Origin of the sequence: Phaeobacter sp. SYSU ZJ3003, assembly GCF_041300735.1 — a bacterium.
GTDB lineage: Bacteria > Pseudomonadota > Alphaproteobacteria > Rhodobacterales > Rhodobacteraceae > Phycobacter > Phycobacter gallaeciensis_A.
The window spans coordinates 17,704-40,612 of record NZ_PXNU01000004.1; the positions used below are offsets into that span (position 1 = coordinate 17,704).

General features: G+C 59.9%; 20 protein-coding genes and 2 tRNA genes. 10 read left to right on the forward strand and 12 right to left on the reverse strand.

All coding sequences use genetic code 11. The features are described 5' to 3' along the window. Both C6W91_RS03040 and C6W91_RS03045 read left to right on the forward strand, forming a co-directional pair. Window positions 1-1,011 (forward strand): branched-chain amino acid ABC transporter permease, encoded by a 1,011-nt coding sequence (locus tag C6W91_RS03040; RefSeq protein ID WP_274839178.1) that lies wholly within the window; start codon window positions 1-3, stop codon window positions 1,009-1,011. Next, window positions 1,008-2,333, forward strand: coding sequence for a branched-chain amino acid ABC transporter permease (locus C6W91_RS03045; RefSeq protein WP_065270267.1), 1,326 nt, complete (start codon window positions 1,008-1,010; stop codon window positions 2,331-2,333). Before C6W91_RS03040 ends, C6W91_RS03045 begins: the two co-directional genes overlap by 4 nt. Window positions 2,334-2,403: 70 nt before the next feature. Here C6W91_RS03045 and C6W91_RS03050 read toward each other — a convergent pair whose 3' ends face one another. Further along, entirely contained in the window at window positions 2,404-3,951 is a 1,548-nt protein-coding gene (locus tag C6W91_RS03050) for a helicase HerA-like domain-containing protein (protein WP_370570420.1), read from the reverse strand. 544 nt (window positions 3,952-4,495) lie between these two features. Between C6W91_RS03050 and C6W91_RS03055 the strand changes: the two genes are divergently transcribed. Continuing rightward, a complete protein-coding gene (locus tag C6W91_RS03055; protein ID WP_274828105.1) occupies window positions 4,496-5,110 on the forward strand; it encodes an invasion associated locus B family protein in 615 nt (204 codons plus the stop codon). Between the two features lie 115 nt (window positions 5,111-5,225). Here the strand turns inward: C6W91_RS03055 and C6W91_RS03060 are convergent, their stop codons facing one another. The 4 genes from C6W91_RS03060 to C6W91_RS03075 are packed head-to-tail and all read right to left on the reverse strand — an operon-like array spanning window position 5,226 to window position 9,511. Continuing rightward, a complete protein-coding gene (locus tag C6W91_RS03060; RefSeq protein WP_370570421.1) occupies window positions 5,226-6,434 on the reverse strand; it encodes a beta-ketoacyl synthase in 1,209 nt (402 codons plus the stop codon). A gap of 29 nt (window positions 6,435-6,463) precedes the next feature. Next, on the reverse strand, window positions 6,464-6,721 hold the full coding sequence (locus C6W91_RS03065) for an acyl carrier protein (RefSeq protein ID WP_065270263.1): 258 nt from the start codon (window positions 6,719-6,721) through the stop codon (window positions 6,464-6,466). 48 nt (window positions 6,722-6,769) lie between these two features. Beyond that, the gene (lpxD, locus tag C6W91_RS03070) at window positions 6,770-7,843 is read right to left on the reverse strand and encodes a UDP-3-O-(3-hydroxymyristoyl)glucosamine N-acyltransferase (protein WP_274828103.1); all 1,074 of its coding nucleotides are present in this window, start codon (window positions 7,841-7,843) and stop codon (window positions 6,770-6,772) included. 42 nt (window positions 7,844-7,885) lie between these two features. Continuing rightward, window positions 7,886-9,511 carry a murein L,D-transpeptidase gene (locus tag C6W91_RS03075; protein WP_274866570.1) on the reverse strand — a complete coding sequence of 542 codons (1,626 nt, stop codon included), beginning with the start codon at window positions 9,509-9,511 and terminating at the stop codon, window positions 7,886-7,888. Window positions 9,512-9,873: 362 nt separating this feature from the next. Between C6W91_RS03075 and C6W91_RS03080 the strand changes: the two genes are divergently transcribed. Further along, window positions 9,874-10,443 (forward strand): DUF882 domain-containing protein, encoded by a 570-nt coding sequence (locus C6W91_RS03080; RefSeq protein ID WP_274866571.1) that lies wholly within the window; start codon window positions 9,874-9,876, stop codon window positions 10,441-10,443. A 217-nt stretch (window positions 10,444-10,660) separates the two neighbouring features. On the opposite strand, the gene C6W91_RS03085 is transcribed toward C6W91_RS03080, so the two are convergent. Then, window positions 10,661-10,737: transfer RNA gene (locus C6W91_RS03085), tRNA-Arg, on the reverse strand. A gap of 193 nt (window positions 10,738-10,930) precedes the next feature. On the opposite strand from C6W91_RS03085, the gene C6W91_RS03090 reads away from it, so the two are divergent. Both C6W91_RS03090 and C6W91_RS03095 read left to right on the forward strand, forming a co-directional pair. Then, a tRNA-Gly gene (locus tag C6W91_RS03090) sits at window positions 10,931-11,004 on the forward strand. Window positions 11,005-11,135: 131 nt separating this feature from the next. Next, entirely contained in the window at window positions 11,136-11,615 is a 480-nt protein-coding gene (locus C6W91_RS03095) for a thioesterase family protein (protein WP_274867457.1), read from the forward strand. Between the two features lie 9 nt (window positions 11,616-11,624). Here the strand turns inward: C6W91_RS03095 and pgl are convergent, their stop codons facing one another. Then, window positions 11,625-12,296, reverse strand: coding sequence for a 6-phosphogluconolactonase (pgl, locus tag C6W91_RS03100; protein ID WP_065270258.1), 672 nt, complete (start codon window positions 12,294-12,296; stop codon window positions 11,625-11,627). Then, the gene (zwf, locus tag C6W91_RS03105) at window positions 12,293-13,768 is read right to left on the reverse strand and encodes a glucose-6-phosphate dehydrogenase (RefSeq protein ID WP_274867458.1); all 1,476 of its coding nucleotides are present in this window, start codon (window positions 13,766-13,768) and stop codon (window positions 12,293-12,295) included. Before zwf ends, pgl begins: the two co-directional genes overlap by 4 nt. Window positions 13,769-13,913: 145 nt before the next feature. Here zwf and C6W91_RS03110 point away from each other — a divergent pair, with 145 nt between their 5' ends. Beyond that, the gene (locus C6W91_RS03110) at window positions 13,914-14,867 is read left to right on the forward strand and encodes a radical SAM protein (protein WP_274867459.1); all 954 of its coding nucleotides are present in this window, start codon (window positions 13,914-13,916) and stop codon (window positions 14,865-14,867) included. A 28-nt stretch (window positions 14,868-14,895) separates the two neighbouring features. Here the strand turns inward: C6W91_RS03110 and C6W91_RS03115 are convergent, their stop codons facing one another. Continuing rightward, window positions 14,896-15,165, reverse strand: a complete 270-nt coding sequence (locus C6W91_RS03115) for an usg protein (RefSeq protein ID WP_065270255.1) — start codon at window positions 15,163-15,165, stop codon at window positions 14,896-14,898. Between the two features lie 196 nt (window positions 15,166-15,361). Here C6W91_RS03115 and gyrA point away from each other — a divergent pair, with 196 nt between their 5' ends. Both gyrA and C6W91_RS03125 read left to right on the forward strand, forming a co-directional pair. Further along, window positions 15,362-18,115, forward strand: coding sequence for a DNA gyrase subunit A (gene gyrA / locus C6W91_RS03120; protein WP_370570422.1), 2,754 nt, complete (start codon window positions 15,362-15,364; stop codon window positions 18,113-18,115). Between the two features lie 126 nt (window positions 18,116-18,241). Further along, window positions 18,242-18,592: a DUF6614 family protein gene (locus C6W91_RS03125; protein ID WP_274867460.1), complete on the forward strand. Its 351-nt coding sequence runs from the start codon at window positions 18,242-18,244 to the stop codon at window positions 18,590-18,592. Between the two features lie 71 nt (window positions 18,593-18,663). On the opposite strand, the gene C6W91_RS03130 is transcribed toward C6W91_RS03125, so the two are convergent. The 3 genes from C6W91_RS03130 to C6W91_RS03140 form a co-directional block, all read right to left on the reverse strand. Further along, window positions 18,664-20,133: a carboxypeptidase M32 gene (locus C6W91_RS03130; protein ID WP_370570423.1), complete on the reverse strand. Its 1,470-nt coding sequence runs from the start codon at window positions 20,131-20,133 to the stop codon at window positions 18,664-18,666. Between the two features lie 4 nt (window positions 20,134-20,137). Further along, complete coding sequence (ctaA, locus tag C6W91_RS03135) at window positions 20,138-21,286, reverse strand: heme A synthase (protein WP_370570424.1); 1,149 nt, start codon at window positions 21,284-21,286, stop codon at window positions 20,138-20,140. Window positions 21,287-21,351: 65 nt separating this feature from the next. Beyond that, complete coding sequence (locus C6W91_RS03140) at window positions 21,352-22,104, reverse strand: RNA methyltransferase (protein WP_065273454.1); 753 nt, start codon at window positions 22,102-22,104, stop codon at window positions 21,352-21,354. Window positions 22,105-22,271: 167 nt separating this feature from the next. Here C6W91_RS03140 and C6W91_RS03145 point away from each other — a divergent pair, with 167 nt between their 5' ends. Continuing rightward, complete coding sequence (locus C6W91_RS03145) at window positions 22,272-22,904, forward strand: thiamine phosphate synthase (RefSeq protein WP_370570425.1); 633 nt, start codon at window positions 22,272-22,274, stop codon at window positions 22,902-22,904. The last annotated feature ends 5 nt before the right edge of the window (window positions 22,905-22,909 follow it).

Genomic DNA, 22,909 nt, shown 5'->3' on the forward strand with positions numbered 1-22,909 from the left:
ATGGAACTTCTCAACGCCCTTGTGGCATTCACAAACTTCGTTGGCGTACCCGCCATCGCCTATGGCAGTCAGCTCGCCATTGGCGCGCTGGGGGTGACGCTGGTTTACTCCGTCCTGCGGTTCTCGAACTTTGCACATGGCGATACCATGGCATTCGGCACCATGGTGACGATCCTGTTCACCTGGTGGTTCCAGTCGATGGGCATCAGTTTTGGCCCGCTGCCCACCGCCCTGCTCGCGCTGCCCTTTGGTATCGTGCTGACCATGGGCCTGATGCTGGTCACTGACCGTACCGTCTATCGCTTCTACCGCGAGCAGAAGGCGAAACCGGTTGTCTTCGTCATGGTCTCGCTTGGTGTCATGTTCATGATGAATGGCATCGTCCGCTTCATCATCGGCCCCGGCGACCAGCGGTTCTCGGATGGGGAACGTTTCATCATCAAGGCACGTGCCTTCAAGAAGATGACCGGTCTGGACGAGGGACTCGCCATCAAGACCAGCCAGGGCATCACCGTGATCACCGCCGTGATCGTCGTGGCGCTGCTGTTCTGGTTCCTCAACAAAACGCGCACCGGCAAAAGCATGCGCGCCTATTCCGATAACGAGGATCTGGCGCTGCTGTCGGGCATCAACCCGGAGCGGGTGGTGATGTACACTTGGCTCATCGTGGCCACGCTCGCGACCATTGCAGGGGTTCTTTATGGCCTTGATAAGTCATTCAAACCCTTCACCTATTTCCAGTTGCTGCTGCCGATCTTTGCCTCTGCCATCGTGGGTGGTCTGGGCAGCCCGATCGGTGCCATCGCGGGTGGCTTCATCATCGCCTTCTCCGAGGTGACGATCACCTATGCATGGAAGAAGGTCGCAACCTACGTGCTGCCGGAAAGCATGGCGCCTGACGGGCTGATGCAGCTTCTCAGCACGGATTACAAATTCGCGGTTTCCTTCGCGATCCTGATCATCGTCCTGTTGTTCAAACCCACGGGCATCTTCAAAGGAAAATCGGTATGAGCGATACAGTGAAACACACGCTGCTGTTCGTCTTTGTCGGCGTTCTGATCCTGCTGGAAGGCTCTACCACCTTCCTCAACGTCTTCTCCGGCTCGTGGAACTCTGCCCTTGTGATCCTCAACATGGGGCTGATCTCGGCCATCATGGCGCTGGGCGTGAACCTGCAATGGGGTTTTGCCGGTCTGTTCAACGTCGGCATCATGGGCTTTACCGCGCTTGGCGGTCTGGCCGTAGTGCTGGTCTCTACCGCGCCTACACCGGGGGCCTTCACCGCTGGTGGCATGGGTATCCTGATGGCGCTGGTGATGGGCGCGCTGACAGTCGTCGGCGCGGTTGCCGTCTACCGGTTCATGGCGCCGGGCATCGCCCGCACCCTGACCCTGCTGGCAGTGCTGATCGTCGGATTCTTCGTCTACCGCGCGCTGTTTGACCCCTCGGTCGAAGCGGTTGAGGCGATCAATCCCGCGCTGGAGGGTAATATCGGTGGTCTCGGCCTGCCGGTGCTGCTGGCCTGGCCTGCCGGTGGTCTGCTGGCCGCCGGGGCGGCCTGGCTGATTGGTAAGACGGCCCTGGGTCTGCGTTCTGACTATCTGGCGATTGCCACGTTGGGCATCGCGGAAATCATCATCGCGGTCCTGAAGAACGAAGACTGGCTGTCGCGCGGCGTCAAGAACGTCGTCGGCCTGCCCCGTCCGGTGCCTTATGAAGTGGATCTGCAGAACGATCCCGCCTTTGTTGAGCGCGCGGCAAGCTGGGGAATGGATGCCGTCGAAGGGTCCACGATCTTCGTGAAGCTGGGGTATTCCGTACTCTTTGCCGTGGTGCTGCTGGTGCTATTGTGGATGGCGCAGATGGCGCTAAAAAGCCCCTGGGGCCGAATGATGCGGGCGATCCGTGACAATGAGGTCGCAGCCGAAGCCATGGGCAAGGACGTCACCCGGCGTCACTTGCAGATCTTTGTACTTGGCTCGGCCATCTGCGGCATCGCCGGCGCGATGATGACGACGCTCGACAGTCAGCTTACGCCAGGCACCTATAACCCGCTGCGCTTTACCTTCCTGATCTGGGTGATGGTGATCGTTGGCGGCTCTGGCAACAACTTTGGCGCCGTGCTGGGCGGTATGCTGATCTGGTTCTTCTGGATCAAGGTTGAGCCGATGGGTATCGAGCTGATCAAGCTGGTCACCGCCGGTATGGCGGATGGTAGCTGGCTGAAGGACCACCTGATGGAAAGCGCATCGCACATGCGGCTTTTCACCATGGGGCTGATCCTGCTCCTGGTGCTGAGGTTCAGTCCACGCGGATTGATACCTGAGAAATAAGCCTGAAAACAAAAAACGCCGCCCCGAAGATCCGGGGCGGCGTTTTCTATTGGTAAAGGAGCCAGCCGGGTCAGCGTCCTTTGAACAGCCCGCCCAGGATCCCGCGCACGATGCGGCGGCCGGTGGTACCTTTCAACTCTTTGATCACTGCTTCGGAGAGGGCCGAACCAAAGGTATCCTTGGGCTTGCCATAGCTGCGCGAAGTTGATCGGCTGACGCGGCTGCCCGAATAGCGCCGCGCGGCGTTGAACTCTCGCGCCATCGGCTCTGGCGCCGCTTCGGCCTGCTCCTCGGCCACCTCGGCTTCGGTGGCGGCCTGAGCTGCCCGCTGCGCCAGGATTTCATAGGCCGAATGCCTATCCAGCGTCTGATCGTATTTTCCGGCCATTCCCGACGCTTGCAGGGCGGCCTTGCGCTCCACATCGGTGATCGGCCCCAATTGGGACGAGGGCGGCCGGATCAGGGTGCGTTCCACCACGCCGGGCACGCCCTTCTTCTGCAGCATGGATGTCACCGCCTCCCCAACGCCGACCTCGCGAATTGCATCCTCGGTCGAAAAGCGCGGGTTTTCCCGGTAGGTTTCAGCCGCCAGTTTCAGGTTCTTGCGATCCCGCGCGGTAAAGGCGCGCAGGGCGTGCTGGATCCGGTTGCCGAGCTGCCCAAGGATATCCTCGGGCACATCCGCCGGGTTCTGGGTGATGAAATAGATCCCAACGCCCTTGGACCGGATAAGGCGCGCCACCTGCTCTACCTTGTCGATCAGTGCCTTGGGGGCATCGTCGAACAGTAGATGCGCCTCATCAAAGAAGAACACCAGACGGGGTTTATCCGGATCGCCCACCTCGGGCAGCTCCTCGAAGAGTTCGCTCAGCAGCCACAACAGGAAGGTCGCATAAAGCCCCGGTGCAGCCATCAGCTTGTCTGCGGCCAGAATATTGATCATGCCGCGCCCCTCTGCATCGCAGCGCATCAGGTCCGAGAGCTCCAGCGCCGGTTCGCCAAAGAACTGCCCACCGCCCTGATTTTCCAGCACCAGCAGCCGCCGCTGAATGGCGCCGATTGAGGCGGTCGAGACATTGCCATAGCGCAAGGACAGATCGGCCCGGTTCTCCCCCGTCCAGACCAGCAGCGCCTGAAGGTCCTTCAGATCCAGCAGCGGCAGGCCTTCTTCATCCGCCAGACGAAAGGCGATGTTCAGGATACCTTCCTGTGCTTCGCTGAGCTCCAGCAGACGCGACAACAGCAACGGCCCCATTTCGGCCACGGTGGTGCGGACCGCGTGACCCTGGTGGCCGTAAAGGTCCCAGAAGGTCACCGGGCAGGCGTGATAGTGATAGTCATCAAATCCGATGGTCTGCGCCCGGCTGGTAAAGGCCTCGTGCAGCTTGTGGCTCGCAGTTCCGCTTTTGGCGAGGCCCGAAAGGTCGCCTTTGACATCGGCAAGGATGACGGGAACGCCTGCGTTGGAAAAACTCTCGGCCAGGATCTGCAGCGTCACGGTCTTGCCAGTGCCAGTGGCGCCCGCGATCAGCCCGTGTCGGTTGGCGTATTTCAGGGCCATCTCCTGCGGGATGCCATAACCCGCGCCTCCGCCGCCCAGGAAGATCTTGTCGCTCATGCCTGTTTCCTACTCGCCTGCGTTCGAGGATGCGGTGGCTGCGAACCCCGATGTTCCGGCCCCGCTGATCGTCATCCGAACGCCCACACAGTTAATTAACCTTTATACTGAATACTTAGAACTGCCCGCCCACGCAAATACGGATGTGAGGGCGGTCATTTCCTCCCTGTCAGACTGGCCGTGCCACCGAGCACGGCCTTTTTTTGTGCACCGACAGGTGATGGATACTCTCAAAATCATGGTTAAAAGTTCGTAAATCGGTCAAACCCCTTTCAGGGGTACCTTGCTGTAATTTTTTTGTCATTCCATGTTGACCACAGGCCGGGGCTTTCGTAACGTCCCTACCAATAACTAAGTCGGCCAGTCCGACGGGGAGAAAAAAACAAAAGGGAACCCGTTAGGTTCCCTTTTTTCTTTGTTTCCAAAATCTTCGCTCTGATCATCCTGCCGTGCATTTCCCCGCCGATAGGCCGATAATGACCTGACACCACATGTGCATCGTGCTAGATCCCGTATCGGACGTCCTGACATAAAAGAGGCACTCATGATCAAGTCCCTGACACCGATCGCCCTGGCTGCGATGATCGCAACAACTGCGCCTTTGCATGCGCAGGAAACGCAGAACTCCGGCGGCGAGACGGCTGCGCCCTCTGCGGATCAAATGCTGGACCTGGGGCAGCCCGTCGATGACGGCACTCCGGCGATTGGGGATCGCTATGCAAAAGAAACCCACGGCGACTGGGATCTGGCTTGCATCAAGACCGAAACAGAAACCGACCCCTGTTCGCTGTTGCAGATCCTGACTGCGCCTGATGGCAACCCGATGGCCGAGGTTTCGCTGTTCCGCATCGATCAGACCGGCGGACAGGCTGTTGCTGGGGCAACCGTAATCGTACCGCTGGAAACGCTGCTGCCTGCGGCCCTGACCATTTCGGTCGATGGCGCCCCGAGCAAGCGCTACAATTATTCGTTCTGCAACCCACTGGGCTGCGTGGCGCAGATCGGCTTTACCCAAGGCGACATCGATGCATTCAAGAAGGGCACCGAAGCCACCCTGTCCCTGCGCCCTGCCCCGGCGCCGGATCAGCTGATCGAACTGAAAATGTCGCTGAAAGGGTTCACCGCCGGCTACAACGTCGTCGACGTGGTTTCCCAATAAGATGAGAACTCACGCTCCCGCCATCCGGCGGGCGTGATCAGACAACGATAAAAGCCACCGCAGCAATCCTGACGGTGGCTTTTCTTTTTTTCGGCAAGCCCGGGCAGCGCTCCGTTCAGATCTTTTTCAGCGCCAGAACCGCGTTCAATCCACCAAAGGCAAAGGCGTTGCTCAGCGCCACATCCACCTTTGCCTCGCGCGCCTCATTGGGCACCACATCCAGAGCGCATTCCGGGTCTGGTTCCTCATAGCCGATGGTGGGGGCAATCACCCCATCACGCACGGCCATGATACAGGCCAGAAGTTCCACCGCGCCGGTGCCGCCGATCAGGTGACCATGCATGGACTTCGTCGAGGAGATCATCAGCCGGTCCGCGTGCGGACCAAAGACATCCGCTACCGCGGCGCATTCGGTTTTGTCATTCGCTGCAGTGCCGGTGCCATGGGCATTGATATAGCCAACGCTTTCAGGCGCCACTCCGGCATCCTGTAAGGCGCCAGAGATTGCGCGGGCCGCGCCCTGTTTGCTCGGCATGACGATATCCGCCGCGTCCGAGGACATGGCGTAGCCCACCACCTCGCAGAGGATCTCCGCACCGCGGGCGCGGGCGTGTTCGTAGTCTTCAAAGACAAACACGCTGGCACCTTCGCCCTGCACCATGCCGTTGCGGTTGGCGCTGAACGGGCGGCAGGCATCCCGGGACATGACCCGCAACCCTTCCCAGGCCTTGACCCCGCCAAAGCACAGCATCGACTCCGATCCGCCTGTGACCATCGCAGGCGCCATGCCGCTGCGCACCATCTGGAAGGCCTGCGCCATCGCATGATTGGAAGAGGCGCAGGCGGTGGAAACCGTGAAACTCGGCCCTTTGAGGTTGAATTCCATCGACACATGGCTGGCGGCGGCGTTGTTCATCAGCTTTGGCACCACGAAGGGATGGACGCGGTTCTTGCCGTCCTCATAGACCGAGCGGTAATTGTCATCCCAGGTTGATACGCCGCCGCCGGCGGTGCCCAGAACCACTCCGGATTTCGCCGACAGATCGCCGTGGAATTCGATTCCGGACTGGGCAATCGCCTCTTTGGCGGCGGTCAGAGTGAACTGGGTGAACCGGTCATAAAGGCTCATCTGTTGCCGGTTAAAACGACCCTCGGCCTCAAAGCCCCTGACTTGGCCACCGATCTGAATCGACAGACGCTCCACATCGCGAAATTCCAGCGCGCCGATGCCACAACGCCCCTCGCGCATCGCCTCCATGGTGGCGGATACAGAATGGCCAAGTGCATTGATGGTGCCGGCGCCTGTGATTACTACGCGTCTCATTCAGATCATCCTTGATCCAGAGGCAGGCCTCACTGCTTTGCAGCCGTCAGCTTTTCGATACCCGCGATGATGGCCGCAACATTGGTGATATCGAAATCACTCTCTTCCGGCGCATTGGCATTGAACGGAATGGTGATGTCGAACTCTTCCTCGATAGCAAAGATGCTTTCCACGAGGCCGAGACTATCGATGCCCAGATCCTCAAGCGTGCTGTCGAGTGTCACATCAGACGGTTCCAGCACTGCCTGCTCTGCGATGATTTCGATTACCTTGTCCTTGATGCTCATACCGGGTCCTTGATCCTTAAGGCTGGCGCAGATGTAATCTCTGTGCCGTTATTTTAAAACTGCCTTTTTCAGCGCTTCGATATCGCGCATCAGTCGGGGCAGCCTGCGTTGTGCCTTATAGACTTCGGTATGTGTCTCCATTTTGACAGCGGGATAGCCCATCATCACACGGCCTGCGGGCACGTTCGAAAGGATCTTTGTGCCGCCGCCGGCAATCACTCCGTCGCCGATAAAGATATTATCGACCACGCCGCATTGCCCGCCAAGAACCACGTTGTTGCCGATATCAACCGAGCCGGAGGTGCCGGTCTGTCCGCACAGGAGGCAATCACGCCCAACCCGGGTGTTGTGGCCAACGTGTACAAGGTTGTCGAGCTTTGTGCCGTCGCCGATCACCGTGTCGCGGATGGTGCCGTTGTCGACGGTGCAATTGGCGCCCACTTCTACATCGTCGCCGATGGTGACCGAGCCAAGGGAATGAATGCGCAGCCAGCTTTGGGGTTTGGCATCGCCCTGATCACCCAGCGTCTTGCGCACGGTTTCCGCGCCTGACACCTCAGGTGTTACATAGGAAAACCCATCGCCACCGATGCGCGCGCCGGGCTGGGCCCGGAACCGCTCCCCAATGGTGACGCGGGCGCCGATGGAGACCATCTCGCGCAGCTGTGCTCCGGTCCCCATCGTGACATCCACGCCGATATGGCACTGCGGACCGATGATGGAATTGTCTCCGATTTTCGCCCTCGCACCAATCACACAGAAGGGGCCGACGCTGACACCCTCTCCCAGCTCCGCGCTGGGATCAATGACGGCTGAGGGGTGAATGCCGGAGCCAAAGCCCTGGCCCGGATCCATCATACTGGTGAGACCGGCCATGGCCATACGCGGCCGGGCTGCGAAAATAGCCGCCTTCAGGCCCATGGACTGCCAGTCGGCACCTTCCCAGAGCATGGCAACCTGGGCTGCGCCCTCGGCCAGCGCCTCGGCATATTTCGGAGAGGTTGCAAGCGCCAGATCGCCCGGACCTGCGTCTTGCGGTTCGGCCGTACGCGCCACTTCGATAGAAACATCGCCTTCGCAGGCAGCACCTAATGCATCAGCAATCTGACGGACAGTATACATATGGGGCCCTTCCTCACGTCTGTTGAAGACGGGCCCCGGAGATCAGCCCTGCACGCCCGGCAAGGCGACCCCTGCCCGCTGCAAGGCGTCCCATACCTTGGCGTCGCGTCCATAGACATCCCGCCGGAACTCGGCCCGTCCTTTGCCCGAGACATAAGCCGTCCGGTAGATAATGTGAACAGGCACCTTCTGTTCCAGCTCCACTTTGGTTTCTTTTCCGGAGCTTAGGATCCGCTGAAAGAATGCCTTGGGATCTTCGGTCTGCCGCGCCAGCAGCGCATAAGCAAACTCAAAGGGCTGCGCCAGGCGGATACAACCGTGGGAGAAGGCCCGGACTTCGCGGCTGAACAGGCTCTTTTGCGGCGTGTCGTGCAGGTAGATGTTGTATTTGTTCGGGAACATGAACTTCACCAGCCCCAGCGCATTGCTGCGGCTCGGCGGCTGGCGCATCGAGTATGGAAAGTTGCTTCTGGTGTACTGAGAGAAGTCCGCTGAGTTGCGGTCGACGACACGGCCCTGACGGTCGGTAATCAGAATGTGACGGACTGCATTCGGGTTGTTGCGCAGTTTCGGCAGGTATTCCTTGGTAATGATCGAGCGCGGCACGTGCCAGCTCGGGTTGATGATCATGTGTTCCATGACATCCGAGAATTCCGGCGACCTGCGGTCGTGCTGGTTCTTGCCGATCACGGACCGGGTTTCAAAGGTCACGTCGCCACGGTCGACAATCTTAGCCGTGAAATCGGTCTGGTTCACCAGGATATGACGCTCACCGCGTTCGGGTGACAGCCAGCGCTCCCGCTCCATCGCCACCACCACGGATTTCAGCCGTTCGGTAACCGGTTTGTTGAGCTCGGCAATGGTGCCGTCCCCGGCAACGCCGTCGACCTCCAGCCCGTGGTCCGACTGGAACTTCTGCACCGCCTGTTCCACATCCATGTCAAACGCGGCGGTGGCGCTGCGGGTCAGATATCCCATTGCTACCAGTCGGTCGCGCAGCGCGATCACAGCAGGTCCGGTGTCACCCGGCTCAAGCTTGCCCTTCGGAACCGTGGTGCCCCAGCCGCCTTTGGCGACCAGCTGCTCAAGACGGAATTTCTCCCGCAGCAAGGCGCGGTATTGCGGCGAAGCGGGCACCAGCGAGCGCATATAAGCCATCGGCTGATTGTCCCGGATGCCTTCCAGATAGGTCACCGGATCGGTGGTATGTTTCTTGCGAACGATCCCGTCGTCGATCGAGCCGGGATCGAGAAGGCCGGTCTGCAGGTCAGTGGCATAATTCACGTAAGCAGTGCTCAGCGCCGCTTCGATCTGCCCCAGATCGCGGGCCGACCGTGCATTGCGCATCTGCTCCATCAGCGACGCCGCCACGGCAGACTGGTCCGGCAACCCGTGGGCCGAGGCCTCTTCCAGCGCACGCAGTAGCGCGGCCCGGCGCTGCATCGATTCTTCGCCCGGCGCCGTCCAGATCGGGGTGTAAGCGGATTCGCGGTAGAATTTGGCAACCGCGTCTTCGCCCGCTGCGAACTCAGCAACCGATTGCTTGAAGGCCGTGACCTGCGCCGAGGCACCACTAGGCGCAAAGGCGACTGTGGCACCGAATAGGGCCAGAACGAAAACGCCGGACCGGACCTGCGGCAGAACGCTGCTATAAAGTGCTGTTTTCATTGACGCGCGACCCCCTGATGACGATGCCATTAAATCTTCCCTCTACTACATGAATCTTTAGTAAAAAGAAGCAAGACGCAGCCCCCATTTACACATCGTAAACCAATAGTTGAGAGCCTATTTTCGGCGGTTCTCGAACTTGTGACCAGTGATTTTGGTGCTTTTTGATGGGGAAATCTTAACGGAACGTCCCCTTTTGCGCAAAAAATTGCCGAAAATCCGAAGAAAACAGGGATGAGACCAATCGAAACTTGGATCGTGATTCCCCCTGTGTCATAGAAGTCACGTGCCGGGAAATACGGCAGGCCCGTAACATCGGGCATCGGCAGGACACACAAATCGTTCGGGATGGTGCGGTAAACATGGCAGAAACATCGAACTCGGGGCTCACCCGTCGGGCCCTTCTGGGTGCATTTGCGGCAACAGCAGTAACCGCAGCCCCAACATTCTCCAGTGCAGCAGGCTTTTTGCGTGGTGGCGGCGATATCCGCCGCATCCGCATGTACTCGGGCCGCACCGGTGAACGGCTGGACATGGTCTACTGGATCGAAGGCAAGTACATCAAAGACGCAGTGCGCGAGATCAATCACTTCATGCGCGACTGGCGCACCGACGACGTAAAAGAGATCGACCTGCGCACAATCGATATCATGGCCGCCTCTCATAACCTGCTGGAAGTAAACGAACCGTATATGATGCTTTCGGGATATCGCAGCCCGAAGACCAACGCCATGCTGCGCAGCCGTTCGCGTGGCGTTGCCAAGAACTCTCTGCACATGCGCGGACAGGCCGCAGACCTGCGCCTTGCGTCTCGCTCGGTTACGCAGATGGCGAAAGCGGCCAAGGCTTGCCGTGCCGGCGGTGTTGGCACCTATTATCGCTCCAACTTTGTTCACATGGACTGCGGCGTCGTCCGTGACTGGCGCGGCTGATACGGAAACCCGACCAGGCGTTCTATAGAAGCCCGGTCCGCATGTCGTCATCCAGGCGTTCTGCATAACACCAAAACGAACCACTAATGTCCGGTGTGCCCCGATGGGTGCGCCGGATTTTTGCTTCTGCCGCACCTGGAATTGGCGTCGAATTTACAATACAGCCCAAATCCGAATTGGTCCGGACGCTGGTTCGGGAGATTAGTTCGGGGAGAAGTGGCGCACCTGATAGGATTCGAACCTATGGCCTCTGCCTTCGGAGGGCAGCGCTCTATCCAGCTGAGCTACAGGTGCCTGATGTGGAGCCGTATACCTGCCGTTCCATGACGCTGCAATGGCAAAATTGCCTCTGGATTCTTTTGTTTGCGGACCGCCAGCCCTGTGCCGGGAGTACTGCGGTCCCGCTCGGCGCTGGATTTGTAAAATCCGCCATCCACAGCGAAATCAACTTGAAGCGCTCACGGCGCGGTGCTACCCAAATCCCACTGCGGGTGTAGCTCAATGGTAGAGCATTTGCTTCCCAAGCAAGTGACGAGGGTTCGATTCCCTTCACCCGCTCCAAATCTCCCTTCCCATTTTGAATGCCACCGCCTCGCGACGCTTGGACTGATGTTTTCGCGGCTGTCGCGGTCAAGACGATGTGCCGGAGGGTTTTTGTTGAAACTTCAAATACCGCGCCTTAGTCCAACGGGATGACACTCCTTTACCTTACCCCGCTCGATGCAGAGACTCAGTTGGCTCAGGGGATCGACCACCCCTGCCCCGTTGCCATTGCCGATAAGGTTCGTTTTTCTGAACTCGACCTTTTGAACCATGTGAACAACAAGGCCTACCTGGGCTGGTTCGAATCCACCCGCGTCACCTATTTCGATACACATTGCGCCAGGCATTTCTCCGGCGGTCCGATGCCGCGCACGGTGATGCGCAACTCCAATGTGCACTACCTCAAGGAAATGCTGCTTGGCGAAAGCTACATCTCCACCGCACGGGTGCTGTCCTTCCGCAACACGTCATATGTGATGGAGCAGCAGATCTGGTCTGGCGATCTGCGCACCCGGCTGGAAGCCGTGATGGTCCTGCGCACGGCCGATGGCAGCGCGGGACAGTCGATTCCGGACAGTTTGAAACAGCAATTTCTGGACCTCGATGGCGCCACCGACCTCAGCCAATAAGGCTGAGGCTTAAGGTGCCCAATGCACTTGAGTGCCTGACAAAATGGCCTGAACCGGGGCTTCTTCGGGCGGCAGCGATATCGCCCGATCCAGCGCCTTGCGTTTCGCCTCACCAAAGATCACCAGATGCTTCGCCATTGCTCCGTTTAACACCGGCGCTGTCAGACTGATGCGGCCTTCCGGCTGGCTGTCCGGGCGCATCACTGCCAAAGTCGGCGCCGAGCCGGCCAGTGCCGCCTCAAGCCCCTTCACCCCCGGGAACAAGGAGGCCGTGTGCATGTCTTCGCCCATCCCCAGAAGCGCCACTGAAATCGGCAATTCCGGGGAAACTAGGGATTCGACCTCGGCCAACACATCTTCGGGGGCGCGGTCGGGCACGTAGAATGGCAAAAAACGCGCGGCGGCGGCAGGGCCTGTCATCAGCCGCTCGCGGATCATTCGCGCATTGGAGCGGTCACTGTCGGAGGGCACCCAGCGTTCATCCGTCGCCATCACCCGGACCCGTTCCCAATCGATTGAAGCTGCGCAGAGATCATCAAAGATAGGCGCGGGCGTGCTGCCGCCTGCCACCGCAAGCGAGGCGGTGTCGTGATGTAGCAGATGTGTTTCCAGATCCCCGGCAATGCGCTGCGCAACCTCTATCGCCAGCATTTCCTGATCTGGATATTCATTGAATTTCATGGATTTATCCCTCTCCATTCACGTCCATCACGGCGCATCAGCAAGTCCGCATCGCCGGGCCCAGTGCTGCCAATATCATAGGGTTTTGGCACATCCCCGCGCGCCTGCCAGCCCGCGATGATCGGATCGGTCCAAGCCCAGGCAGCGGTCACCTCGTCCCCGCGCATGAACAACGTCTGGTTACCCCGGATCATATCGGTGATCAGACGCTCGTATGCGTCCGGGGGGTTTTTGCCATCCGCCCCGAGGGCCGTTGCAAAACTCATATCCAGCGGAACGTCAACCAGACGCATGCCGCCCGGACCCGGCTCCTTGATGGTCACGCTCAGCGTGATGCCTTCGTTGGGTTGCAGGCGGATCTTCAGATGGTTGGCGTGACGGCCGGCTTCTTCGCCAAAGATCGAATGCGGCGCGTCCTTGAACAGCACGTTGATCACCGAGGACCGCGCCACAAGCCGTTTTCCCGTCCGGAGGTAAAACGGCGTGCCCGCCCATCGCCAATTGCTGATGTGGGTCTTGAGCGCGATATAGCTTTCGGTGCTGGAGCGCGGATTTCCGACGGTTTCCCGGTAGGTTAGGTCGGGTCCTTCACCCCCGGCAGCCGCGTTATACTGCCCCCGGACGATGTGGTAAGGCTCCACCGGATCCAGCGCCCGGATCACTTTCACCTTTTCATCGCGCACCGCGTCGGGGTCAAATTTTGCAGGTGGTTCCATCGCGATCAGGCACAGAAGCTGCATCAGGTGGTTCTGCATCATGTCGCGCATTGCGCCAGCGCGGTCGTAATACTCCTCGCGCCCGGCAACCCCGACGGTTTCCGCCACGGTGATCTGGATATGATCGACGTATTGGCTGTTCCATAGGGGTTCGAACAGCATATTTCCGAACCGGATCGCCATCAGGTTCTGCACCGTTTCCTTGCCCAGATAATGATCGATCCGGTAAATCTGGTTCTCGGTGAAATGCGCGGCCAGTGTCGCGTTCAGCGCCTTGGCAGACTGCAGATCGTGACCAAAGGGTTTTTCCACCACGATCCGGCTGTCTTCATCCGACAATCCGTGCCGGTGCAGACGTTCGGCCAGCGGTCCGAACAGGCCCGGCCCCACCGAGAAGTAGAAGACTCGGATCGGCCGGGGCTCAACTTCGGCCAGTTGCGCGGCCAGCGGCTCCCAACCGCGATCCTCGCGGGCGTCCAGCGACACATAAGTGACACGGCGCAGAAAGTCCGGGATTCCCGCAGCACCCGGCCCGTGTTCGTTCAGCGTTGCCTTAATCCCCTCCGCCACCAGCCGCCGGTAGTCTTCGGTGCTGATATCGGCCCGGGCGGCACCGATGATGCGGACTTCCTCGGGGAAATGGCCACCACAAAACCGCCGGTAAAGCGCCGGCAGGATTTTGCGCTGCGCCAGATCGCCAGTACCGCCAAAGATCACCAGATCGAAGGGATCGACCGGAATCACGCGTGGAGCCATTGTTCATTCCATTTCGCTGTGACCGGATGCCCAAGGCAGAGGCGAAATCACTTCACATCCCTGTCAGGCGGCCTCCGGCGGCTTTCACTTTGGGGGCAGTATAGGGTAGCCTTGTCGGAAAGGAACGGCCCATGAGGACATCCCCGTGAAAGATCTGCCTAACCCCAACGCAAACCTAGGTAAATTTCAAGACAGCCTGGTGACAGCCGACGGCAGCACCCGGGCGTCCGTGGCCTTGTCGAACCCGGAAACCCTGTGGTTCAACACCGGAACCCTTTGCAATATTGAATGCGCGAACTGCTATATCCTCAGCTCGCCCCGCAATGATGCCCTTGTCTACCTCACTGCAGCCGAGGTTGAGGACTATCTGGATCAACTCGAAGAGCGGAACTGGCGGGTACGTGAAATCGCCTTTACCGGCGGCGAGCCCTTCATGAATCCCGAGATGTGCGCCATGGCAGGCGCCGCGCTGGACCGTGGATACGAAGTGCTGATCCTCACCAACGCCATGCGGCCAATGATGCGCAAGACCGTGCGGCAGGACCTGCTGGCGCTGAATGAAAAACACCCGGGCAAGATGACTCTGCGCATCTCGCTGGACCACCACTCCGCAGATATTCACGACACCGAGCGCGGCGCAGGCAGCTATGCCAAAACGCTGGAAGGTATGGCCTGGCTGCGGGACAACGGGTTCCAGATGGCGGTTGCTGGCCGCATCACCTTTGCCGAAAGCGAGTCGGAAGCGCGCCAAGGTTTTGCCGATCTGTTTGCCGCGCAGGGGTTTGATATCGATTCCGCCAACCCCGGTCAGACGGTGCTGTTCCCTGAGATGGACGAGGCGGTGGAAGTGCCCGAAATTACAACCGCTTGCTGGGGCATCCTGAACAAGGCGCCAGAGGATGTGATGTGCGCCTCTTCTCGTATGGTGGTCAAACGCAAGGGTGCCGAAAAACCGGCGGTTCTGGCCTGCACCCTGCTCCCCTATGCGCCGGAATTCGAGCTCGGCACCACCTTGGCCGAGGCAGAGAAGCCCGTGGCGCTAAACCATCCCCACTGCGCCAAATTCTGCGTATTGGGCGGGGCCAGCTGTTCGGCCTGACCTCCATTCATGGCCCGGCACCTGCTGTTTAGTGGATCTTGAATTCGCCCTTCACGTGCCGCCATTCCCCGGCGCCAATCATCTTGCGGTGTGTAAAGCGGACCGAATGCAGCGGTCCCTCGATCTCGCGCTGCCAGAATTCGATGAACTGAAACATCCGATCATGGTCTGGAGCCAGATCGTACTCCTGCCACAGAAATGTATTCAGAACATGAGGATGGTCCGGCATGTGATATATGAATTCGGCCGTGGTCAGCCCATAGCCCTTGAGCATCAGTTCCGTTTCGCTGATCTCCATATGTGGTCTCCTGCAACGAAGCCCCCCGTGAAATCCTAGCCGCGGATTGGTTAACAGTTTCGAAACCATGCTGCCTGCTCCGCGCGCGGTCGGGCGGCGTGCCGGTCTGCCCATCAGCCAGCTTGCGCCCCATATGGGGTGTCTGATAGGGTGTCCTGACACAATAGAGACCCATAATACAGAACGGGCAGCAAACGTGAGCGATACGCCGGATACTCCTGAAAACATGGACGAAACACCGCCCCAAGGGCCGGTATACGAGGGGCCGACGGTCTCAATCGAATCCGAGATGCGCACGTCCTATCTGGACTATGCCATGTCGGTCATCGTCAGCCGGGCCATTCCCGACCTGCGCGACGGGCTGAAACCCGTTCACCGCCGGATTCTTTATGCGATGCATGAGACCGGCAATACCCATGATAAATCCTATCGCAAATCGGCCCGTCCGGTCGGCGACGTTATGGGTAAATACCACCCGCACGGCGACAGCGCGATCTATGACGCCTTGGTGCGCATGGCGCAGGACTTCTCGATGTCGCTGCCGCTTTTGGATGGTCAGGGCAACTTTGGCTCGATGGACGGCGATAACCCCGCCGCGATGCGTTACACCGAAGTGCGGATGGACAAGCCTTCGGCCTTTATGCTGGCGGATATCGACAAGGATACCGTCGATTTCCAGGACAACTACGATGGCAAGGACGAGGAACCGACGGTTCTGCCCGCGCGTTTCCCCAATATGCTGGTCAACGGCGCTGGCGGCATCGCGGTTGGTATGGCCACCAATATCCCGCCGCACAATCTGGGCGAAGTTGTTGATGCGACCCTGGCCCTGATCGACGAACCGGATCTGACCAGCGAACAGCTGATCGAATATGTGCCCGGCCCCGACTTCCCGACTGGCGGCGTGTTGCTGGGCCGCTCCGGCGCGCGCAAGGCCTATCTTGAAGGACGCGGAAGCGTCATCATCCGCGCCAAGACCCGGGTCGAGGAGATCCGCAAGGATCGCTACGCCATCATCGTGGACGAAATTCCCTATCAGGTGAACAAGGCCTCGATGATCGAAAAGATCGCCGAACAGGTGCGCGACAAGAAGATCGAAGGCGTTTCCCACGTTCAGGATGAATCCGACCGCAACGGTGTGCGCGTGGTGGTCGAACTGAAGCGTGACGCCACTGCCGAGGTGGTGCTCAACCAGCTTTATCGGTTCACGCCGATGCAGACGCATTTCGGCTGCAACATGCTGGCGCTTAACGGTGGCAGACCCGAGCAGCTGACCCTGCGCCGGTTCCTGACCTCCTTTATCGATTTCCGCGAAGATGTGGTCGCACGTCGGACCGCTTATCTGCTGCGCAAGGCGCGGGAACGCAGCCATATCCTTTGTGGTCTGGCGGTTGCCGTTACCAATATCGACGAGATCGTCACGACGATCCGCCAATCCGCGGATGCGGCCGAAGCGCGTGAAAAGCTGATGACCCGCCGCTGGCCAGCGCAGCCGATCCTGGAATATATCGCGCTGATCGATGATCCGACCCATACAGCGAACGAAGACGGGACCTACAACCTGTCAGAAACTCAGGCCCGCGCCATTTTGGAACTGCGCCTGCAGCGCCTGACCCAGATCGGGGTCAAGGAAGTCACCGACGAGTTGGAAGAACTGGCCTCCAAGATCAAGGAATACCTTGAGATTCTGGGCTCGCGTGACCGGATCATGGGCATCATCGCTGACGAGTTGCGCGAGGTTCGCGAGAATTTCGCCGTGCCGCGCCGCACCGAAATCGTCGACTGGTCGGGTGATATGGACGATGAGGACCTGATCGAGCGCGAGGACATGGTGGTCACCGTAACCTCTGGCGGCTACATCAAACGCACCCCGCTGGTCGATTTCCGCGCTCAGAAACGCGGCGGCAAGGGGCTGTCGGGGATGCAGACCAAGGAAGAGGATGTTGTCACCACCCTCTTTGTTGCGAATACCCATACACAGCTGTTGTTCTTCACCACGGATGGCATGGTCTACAAGCTGAAGACTTGGCGCTTGCCGCAGGGCGGACGCACCTCGAAAGGCAAGGCGATCGTCAACATCCTCCCGATCCCGACAGGCGTCTCCATCGCGGCCATCATGCCGGTCGACCGGGCCGAGGACGAATGGGACGATCTGCAGATCATGTTCGCGACATCTGCTGGAACTGTGCGCCGTAACCGGCTGTCAGACTTCACAAATGTCATGCGCAACGGTAAGATTGCGATGAAGTTCGAGGACGATCACGCGGACACCAAACTGATCAATGCCCGGATCTGCTCCGAGGATGACGACATCATGCTGGTCACCAACACCGGCCGCGCGATCCGCTTCCCCTCGACCGAGGTCCGGGTGTTCAACAGCCGCAATTCCGTCGGTGTACGCGGGATCAAGCTGAATGAAGGCGACGAGGTCGTATCGATGTCGGTGATCCGCCATTCGAAATACACGCCCGAACAGCGGACGGCGTATCTTAAGATGCGCCGGGCCATGGCCGGGATCGCAGACGATGCAGAACCCTCGGATGAGGATAGCGTGGCAGATCCCAACTTCTCGACCGAGCTTTATGCAGAAATGTCAGCGGCCGAAAACCTGATCCTCACCATTACCAAGGGCGGTCAGGGTAAGCTGAGCTCCAGCCACGATTACCCGGTTCGGGGCCGTGGCGGTATGGGCGTCACCGCCATGGACAAGGCGATGCGCGGCGGCGAACTGGTGGCGTCCTTCCCGGTCGAGGTTGAAGACCAGATCATGCTGGCGACCTCTAAGGGTCAATCGATCCGGGTGCCGGTGGATGGAATTTCCTTCCGGTCTCGCTCGGCCGGCGGCGTCCGTGTCTTCAACACTGGCAAGGGTGAAGAGGTGGTTTCGGTCGCCTGGATTGCCGACAGCGGTGACGATGATGAGGCTGAGGTTGAGGGCGGCGAAGCCTGACGCCCACTCCCCAAACCAAAGCAACAACAGACGCCGTCCCGGTCCGGGGCGGCGTTTCGTTTTTACCGATGGGTAAACAATTTCTGCCATACTGACGGGAAACATTTGCGTGGGAGGAGCCACCCGATGAACATGTACCACTGCTACATCGACCTTCATCACGAAGCCAAAGCGCTCGCGTTTTCCAGCGCCGTCGATCAATGGATGTCCTACCTGCAAGAACGGAAGGTGATCAACGGCTGGCGCCTGCTGCGTCGCAAGCTGAACCTTGCCAGCGATTCCTGCCGTGATTTCCTGCTTGAGATCGAATTCGAGAACATGACCCAGCTGGACCAGGCCTTTCGGGTGTTGGGTGAAAAAGACGAAGAGATTGAAAAACTCTACGCGAATGTCTCTGCGTTGATCGCAGATTCCGACTTTGGGCTCTACCGGCCATTTCCGGATCCGGAACGGGCGGAGCGCATGGCTCTGGTCTGATTCCGCTGTAGTATATGCAAAAAAAGGCCGGGCGTAGCGCCCGGCCTTTTCTGTTGTTCCCGCCAGGCAGCTTACAGATCGTAGAGCGCGCCGAATTTCTGTTCGAGATAGTCCATGAGCGGCGCGTGGTCCGGCTCCATTCCCGCCGCATGGGCGATGGTATCCCGCGGGCTGCGCAACCCACCATGCTGCTGCAACTTCTCGCCCAGCCAGCCGGTTGCGGCCGAAGTATCGCCTTGCGCCAGATCTGCATCCAGCTGCGGCACATCCCGGCGCAGCGCCTCGTGCAGGCAGCCGGCGTAGACATTGCCCAGCGAATAGGTCGGGAAATAACCAAAGAGACCAACCGACCAATGCACATCCTGCAGACAGCCGTTTGAAGGCTTGTCGACGGCATAGCCGAAATCGGCCTCAAATCGGTCATTCCAGGCCGCCTCTAGGTCCGCTACCTCCAGGTCGCCTTGCATCAATGCCCGTTCCAGATCGAAACGGAGCATGATGTGCAGGTTATATTGCAGCTCATCTGCTTCGGTCCGGATATAACCGTTATGAACCTTGTTGACCGCTGCGTAGAAGGCATCGGCATCGGACACGCCAATGTCGCCAAAGCTGTCCCGCATCTGTTCGAACAACCATCCAGTAAAGGCACGGCTGCGGCCGATCTGGTTTTCATAAATCCGGCTCTGGCTTTCGTGCACGCCCATCGACACACCGCGCCCCAGCGGCGTCAGAAGGTAGTCGCGGCTGATGTTCTGCTCATAGGCACCGTGGCCGACCTCGTGAATGGTCGAATAGAAGCAGTTGAACGGATCTGTTTCGCTGGTCCGCGTAGTGATCCGCACATCCAGCCCCGAGCCAGAGCTGAACGGGTGCACCGCCTTGTCGACCCGCCCATGTGCCATGTCATAACCAAAGGTGCGCGCCAACGTGCGGGCTAGTTGCATCTGGGTTTTCTCATCAAACCGCCCCGACAAGCCCTGCGGTGCTGGCTTGTCGAGAACCCGGGCGCGCAGGTCCACCAGACCTGGACGCATCGCATCAAAGATTTTTGCGATTTCTGAAGACGTTGTGCCGTGTTCGTAATCCGCCACCAGCGCATCATAGAGATCGCCGCCTGCTGCCAGCGCCTGACCTTCCTCACGCTTCAGCGCCACCACTTCCTCCAGCACCGGCAGGAAAGCGGCCACGTCTTCATTGGCGCGGGCCTCGGCCCATTTTCCCTGCGCTTCAGAGGTGACCTGCGCCAGTTTCTTGGCCAGATCAGCGGGTACCTTGATGGTACGGTCGTAGCTGCGGCGGATTTCGCGCAGATGCGCAGCGCCGACCTCATCCGGGGCTTCGGCCTGCTCCAGCCATTCCGCCACCTGCGGCGCGCTGCGGCGGGCGTGCAGCACGGATTCGATCGCGGCCATCTCCGCGCCGCGCTGCCCGGTGGCCCCGCGAGGCATCATGGTTTCCTGATCCCAGCCCAGACGGCCAGCGATCTGCCCCAAAGCCTGCGTGTCACGCTCATAGGCCATCAGCTGTTCAAATGCGGTCATATTCTCAATGGTCCTTGATGGAAGTTGCAATCGGATAGCCTGCCAGGAAGCGGGCGCGCAGGATCAGGACCCACAGAACCACAGCCATCAGCTGGTGCAGGATCGCTGCCTGCCAGGGCGCAGCGTAAAGAACGGTGATCACGCCAAGGGCAATCTGTACGATCAAACCTGCAAAGACGGCGTTGAAGGCGAACCGGGTCGCGCCATGGGCACTGGCGCGGCCGCGCAGCCAGACAACCACCCCAAAGGCAAACAGAAGATAGCCACAGATCCGGTGAACAAACTGCACCAAGCCCGGGTTTTCAAAGAAGTTCTTCCACATCGGTTCAATCATCAACGGATTGGGCGGGATTACCTGCCCGCCCATCAGCGGCCAATCGGTGTAGGACCGCCCAGCGTCAATGCCTGCCACCAGCGCGCCCAGCAGGATTTGCAGGAACGCAAAGTGCAAGAGCCCGGTCGAGAGGCCGAAGATCTTTGCTTCCTTGGCCCGGCGCGCCTGCATCAGGTCCCGTTCCTGCCGCCCCAGAAGGAAGCCATACCAGGCGATCAACCCGAGGATGACAAAGGCCAGACCAAGGTGCGTCGCCAGCCGATAGGAGGCAACCGAGGTCATGCCCTCGCCATGGGTCACGCCCGAAGAGACCATCCACCAGCCGATTGCACCCTGAGCCCCGCCCAAAGCCCCCGGCAGGATCAGCCGCCCGGTCCAGCCGGTCGGGATCTTGCGGGCCAGCAGAAAGCCAAAAAAGCCAACCGCCCAGACCAGCCCGATGACACGGCCCAGTTGGCGATGGCCCCATTCCCACCAGTAGATCGATTTGAAGTCAGCAAGCTCCATCCACTGATTATGGATCTGCCACTGGTCGATCTGCTTGTATTTGTCGAACTCCTGCTGCCATTCCGCCTCGTTCATCGGCGGAATGGCCCCGGTGACGGGGCGCCATTCGGTGATCGATAGGCCGGAATCGGTCAGACGGGTCAACCCGCCGACCACGATCATCGCCACCACCAGCGCAAACAGCACAAAGAGCCAGGCCCGGATCGCCTTGCGGGCGCCGCCCCGGCCCCGGTCGATCATGCCGGTTGCGGCGGTCTGCGGCTTGGCCTCGGGTTCACTGACCTCTTGGAAGATACTGCGCTTGCTGCTCATGCTCGTCCCTCTTCGGTTTCGCGGTGAAGCTAGGGTTGGCGGTCCGGATCGTCCAGTGCTAACGCTCAGCTATCGTCCGACATTTTCTTCCAGCGGACCATCTGCCGCATCACCCCATGCAGCATCTGCACATCGGCCCGCGTCAGGCGCATGCGGCTGAACAGGTTGCGGAAGACTACTTTCATCCCCGGCGCCTTTTCCGGCGGGAAGAAATAGCCGGCTTCCTCAAGCCGGTCCTCGTAATGGGTCACCAGCGCCTCCACCTCAACGCCGGTTGCCCAGTCGGACTTGCCGATCTCGAAAACCTCATGCTCGACCTCCGCCGCCTGACGGCGCCATTCATAGGCAGCCAGCAGCACGCATTGCCCAAGGTTGAGCGAGGCAAACTCCGGGTTGACTGGCACCGTGATGATGGCATTGGCACGGGCGATGTCGTCATTCTCTAGGCCCGCACGTTCGGGGCCGAACATCACCGCGACCTTCTCACCGCCGCGGATCTTTTCAATCGCCAGCTTCATCGCCGCTTCGGGGCTGTAGACCGGTTTGGTCAGCTCCCGCGGGCGCGCCGTGGTGGCAAAGACAAAGGAACAGTCCTCCAGCGCGCCGGGCACATCGGGTGCCAGCAATGCCTCGTCCAGCAGCCGCCCCGCACCCGAGGCCATGGCCACCGATTTTGGGTTCGGCCAGCCGTCGCGCGGCGCGACGATACGCATCCGGTCCAGCCCGAAGTTCCACATCGCACGGGCGGCGGCGCCGATGTTTTCGCCCATCTGGGGGCGCACCAGAACAAAGGCGGGCTGTGGCATATCGCTGGGCATGTCAGTCTCCATAGCGCCCAAAGGGCATTTTCCCCTGCTGTAATCGCAGGGGCTGCGAACGGCAAGGGCATCCACTGCCGCTCCCGGCGTCGCAGGCCGACGCAGGATCCTTGCGTCCTGTGGCAGATGCGTTAAACACCAGCCAGCAAGCAACAGGAGCGCCCTTGATGGATACCGCCGCGGACACAGTGGAAAAGCCCCAGATCTATCTGATTTCGCCGCCCAGTTTCGAACTGGGCCGGTTTCCCGACCAACTGGCCAAAGTGCTCGACAGCACCGAGATTGCCTGCGTGCGCCTGGATCTGGCAAGCCGCGATGAAGGCACGCTGAGCCGCGCCGGTGACGCTCTGCGCGAGGTCTGCCTGGCGCGAGACGTGGCCATCGTGATTTCCGATCATCAGATCCTGGCCGAGCGGCTGGGCCTTGATGGTGTGCACCTGACGGATGCCTCCAAATCCGTGCGCAGCGCCCGCAAGGCGCTTGGCGCCGATGCCATCGTCGGAAGCTTTTGCGGCGCCTCGCGTCACGACGGGCTGACCGCAGGCGAAGCCGGCGCCGATTACATCAGCTTTGGCCCCGTCGGCACTTCCGGTCTGGGTGATGGCGCCGTGGCCGAGCAGGAGCTGTTCCAGTGGTGGTCCGAAGTGGTCGAAGTGCCGGTTGTGGCCGAAGGCGGGCTGACTGAAGAGCTAGTCGGACGCCTTTCTCCCTACACGGATTTCTTTGGCATTGGCGAGGAAATCTGGCGCAGCGAAGATCCCGTTGCGGCGCTTCAGACCTTTATCAAGGCGATGGGCTGAGCCTC

Excerpts from the sequence above, each read along its gene's own strand:
- C6W91_RS03040 (WP_274839178.1), top strand. The coding sequence starts at position 1 with ATGGAACTTCTCAACGCCCTTGTGGCATTCACAAACTTCGTTGGCGTA.
- C6W91_RS03045 (WP_065270267.1), top strand. The coding sequence starts at position 1,008 with ATGAGCGATACAGTGAAACACACGCTGCTGTTCGTCTTTGTCGGCGTT.
- C6W91_RS03050 (WP_370570420.1), bottom strand. The coding sequence starts at position 3,951 with ATGAGCGACAAGATCTTCCTGGGCGGCGGAGGCGCGGGTTATGGCATC.
- C6W91_RS03055 (WP_274828105.1), top strand. The coding sequence starts at position 4,496 with ATGATCAAGTCCCTGACACCGATCGCCCTGGCTGCGATGATCGCAACA.
- C6W91_RS03060 (WP_370570421.1), bottom strand. The coding sequence starts at position 6,434 with ATGAGACGCGTAGTAATCACAGGCGCCGGCACCATCAATGCACTTGGC.
- C6W91_RS03065 (WP_065270263.1), bottom strand. The coding sequence starts at position 6,721 with ATGAGCATCAAGGACAAGGTAATCGAAATCATCGCAGAGCAGGCAGTG.
- lpxD (WP_274828103.1), bottom strand. The coding sequence starts at position 7,843 with ATGTATACTGTCCGTCAGATTGCTGATGCATTAGGTGCTGCCTGCGAA.
- C6W91_RS03075 (WP_274866570.1), bottom strand. The coding sequence starts at position 9,511 with ATGAAAACAGCACTTTATAGCAGCGTTCTGCCGCAGGTCCGGTCCGGC.
- C6W91_RS03080 (WP_274866571.1), top strand. The coding sequence starts at position 9,874 with ATGGCAGAAACATCGAACTCGGGGCTCACCCGTCGGGCCCTTCTGGGT.
- C6W91_RS03095 (WP_274867457.1), top strand. The coding sequence starts at position 11,136 with ATGACACTCCTTTACCTTACCCCGCTCGATGCAGAGACTCAGTTGGCT.
- pgl (WP_065270258.1), bottom strand. The coding sequence starts at position 12,296 with ATGAAATTCAATGAATATCCAGATCAGGAAATGCTGGCGATAGAGGTT.
- zwf (WP_274867458.1), bottom strand. The coding sequence starts at position 13,768 with ATGGCTCCACGCGTGATTCCGGTCGATCCCTTCGATCTGGTGATCTTT.
- C6W91_RS03115 (WP_065270255.1), bottom strand. The coding sequence starts at position 15,165 with ATGGAGATCAGCGAAACGGAACTGATGCTCAAGGGCTATGGGCTGACC.
- C6W91_RS03125 (WP_274867460.1), top strand. The coding sequence starts at position 18,242 with ATGAACATGTACCACTGCTACATCGACCTTCATCACGAAGCCAAAGCG.
- C6W91_RS03130 (WP_370570423.1), bottom strand. The coding sequence starts at position 20,133 with ATGACCGCATTTGAACAGCTGATGGCCTATGAGCGTGACACGCAGGCT.
- ctaA (WP_370570424.1), bottom strand. The coding sequence starts at position 21,286 with ATGAGCAGCAAGCGCAGTATCTTCCAAGAGGTCAGTGAACCCGAGGCC.
- C6W91_RS03140 (WP_065273454.1), bottom strand. The coding sequence starts at position 22,104 with ATGCCCAGCGATATGCCACAGCCCGCCTTTGTTCTGGTGCGCCCCCAG.
- C6W91_RS03145 (WP_370570425.1), top strand. The coding sequence starts at position 22,272 with ATGGATACCGCCGCGGACACAGTGGAAAAGCCCCAGATCTATCTGATT.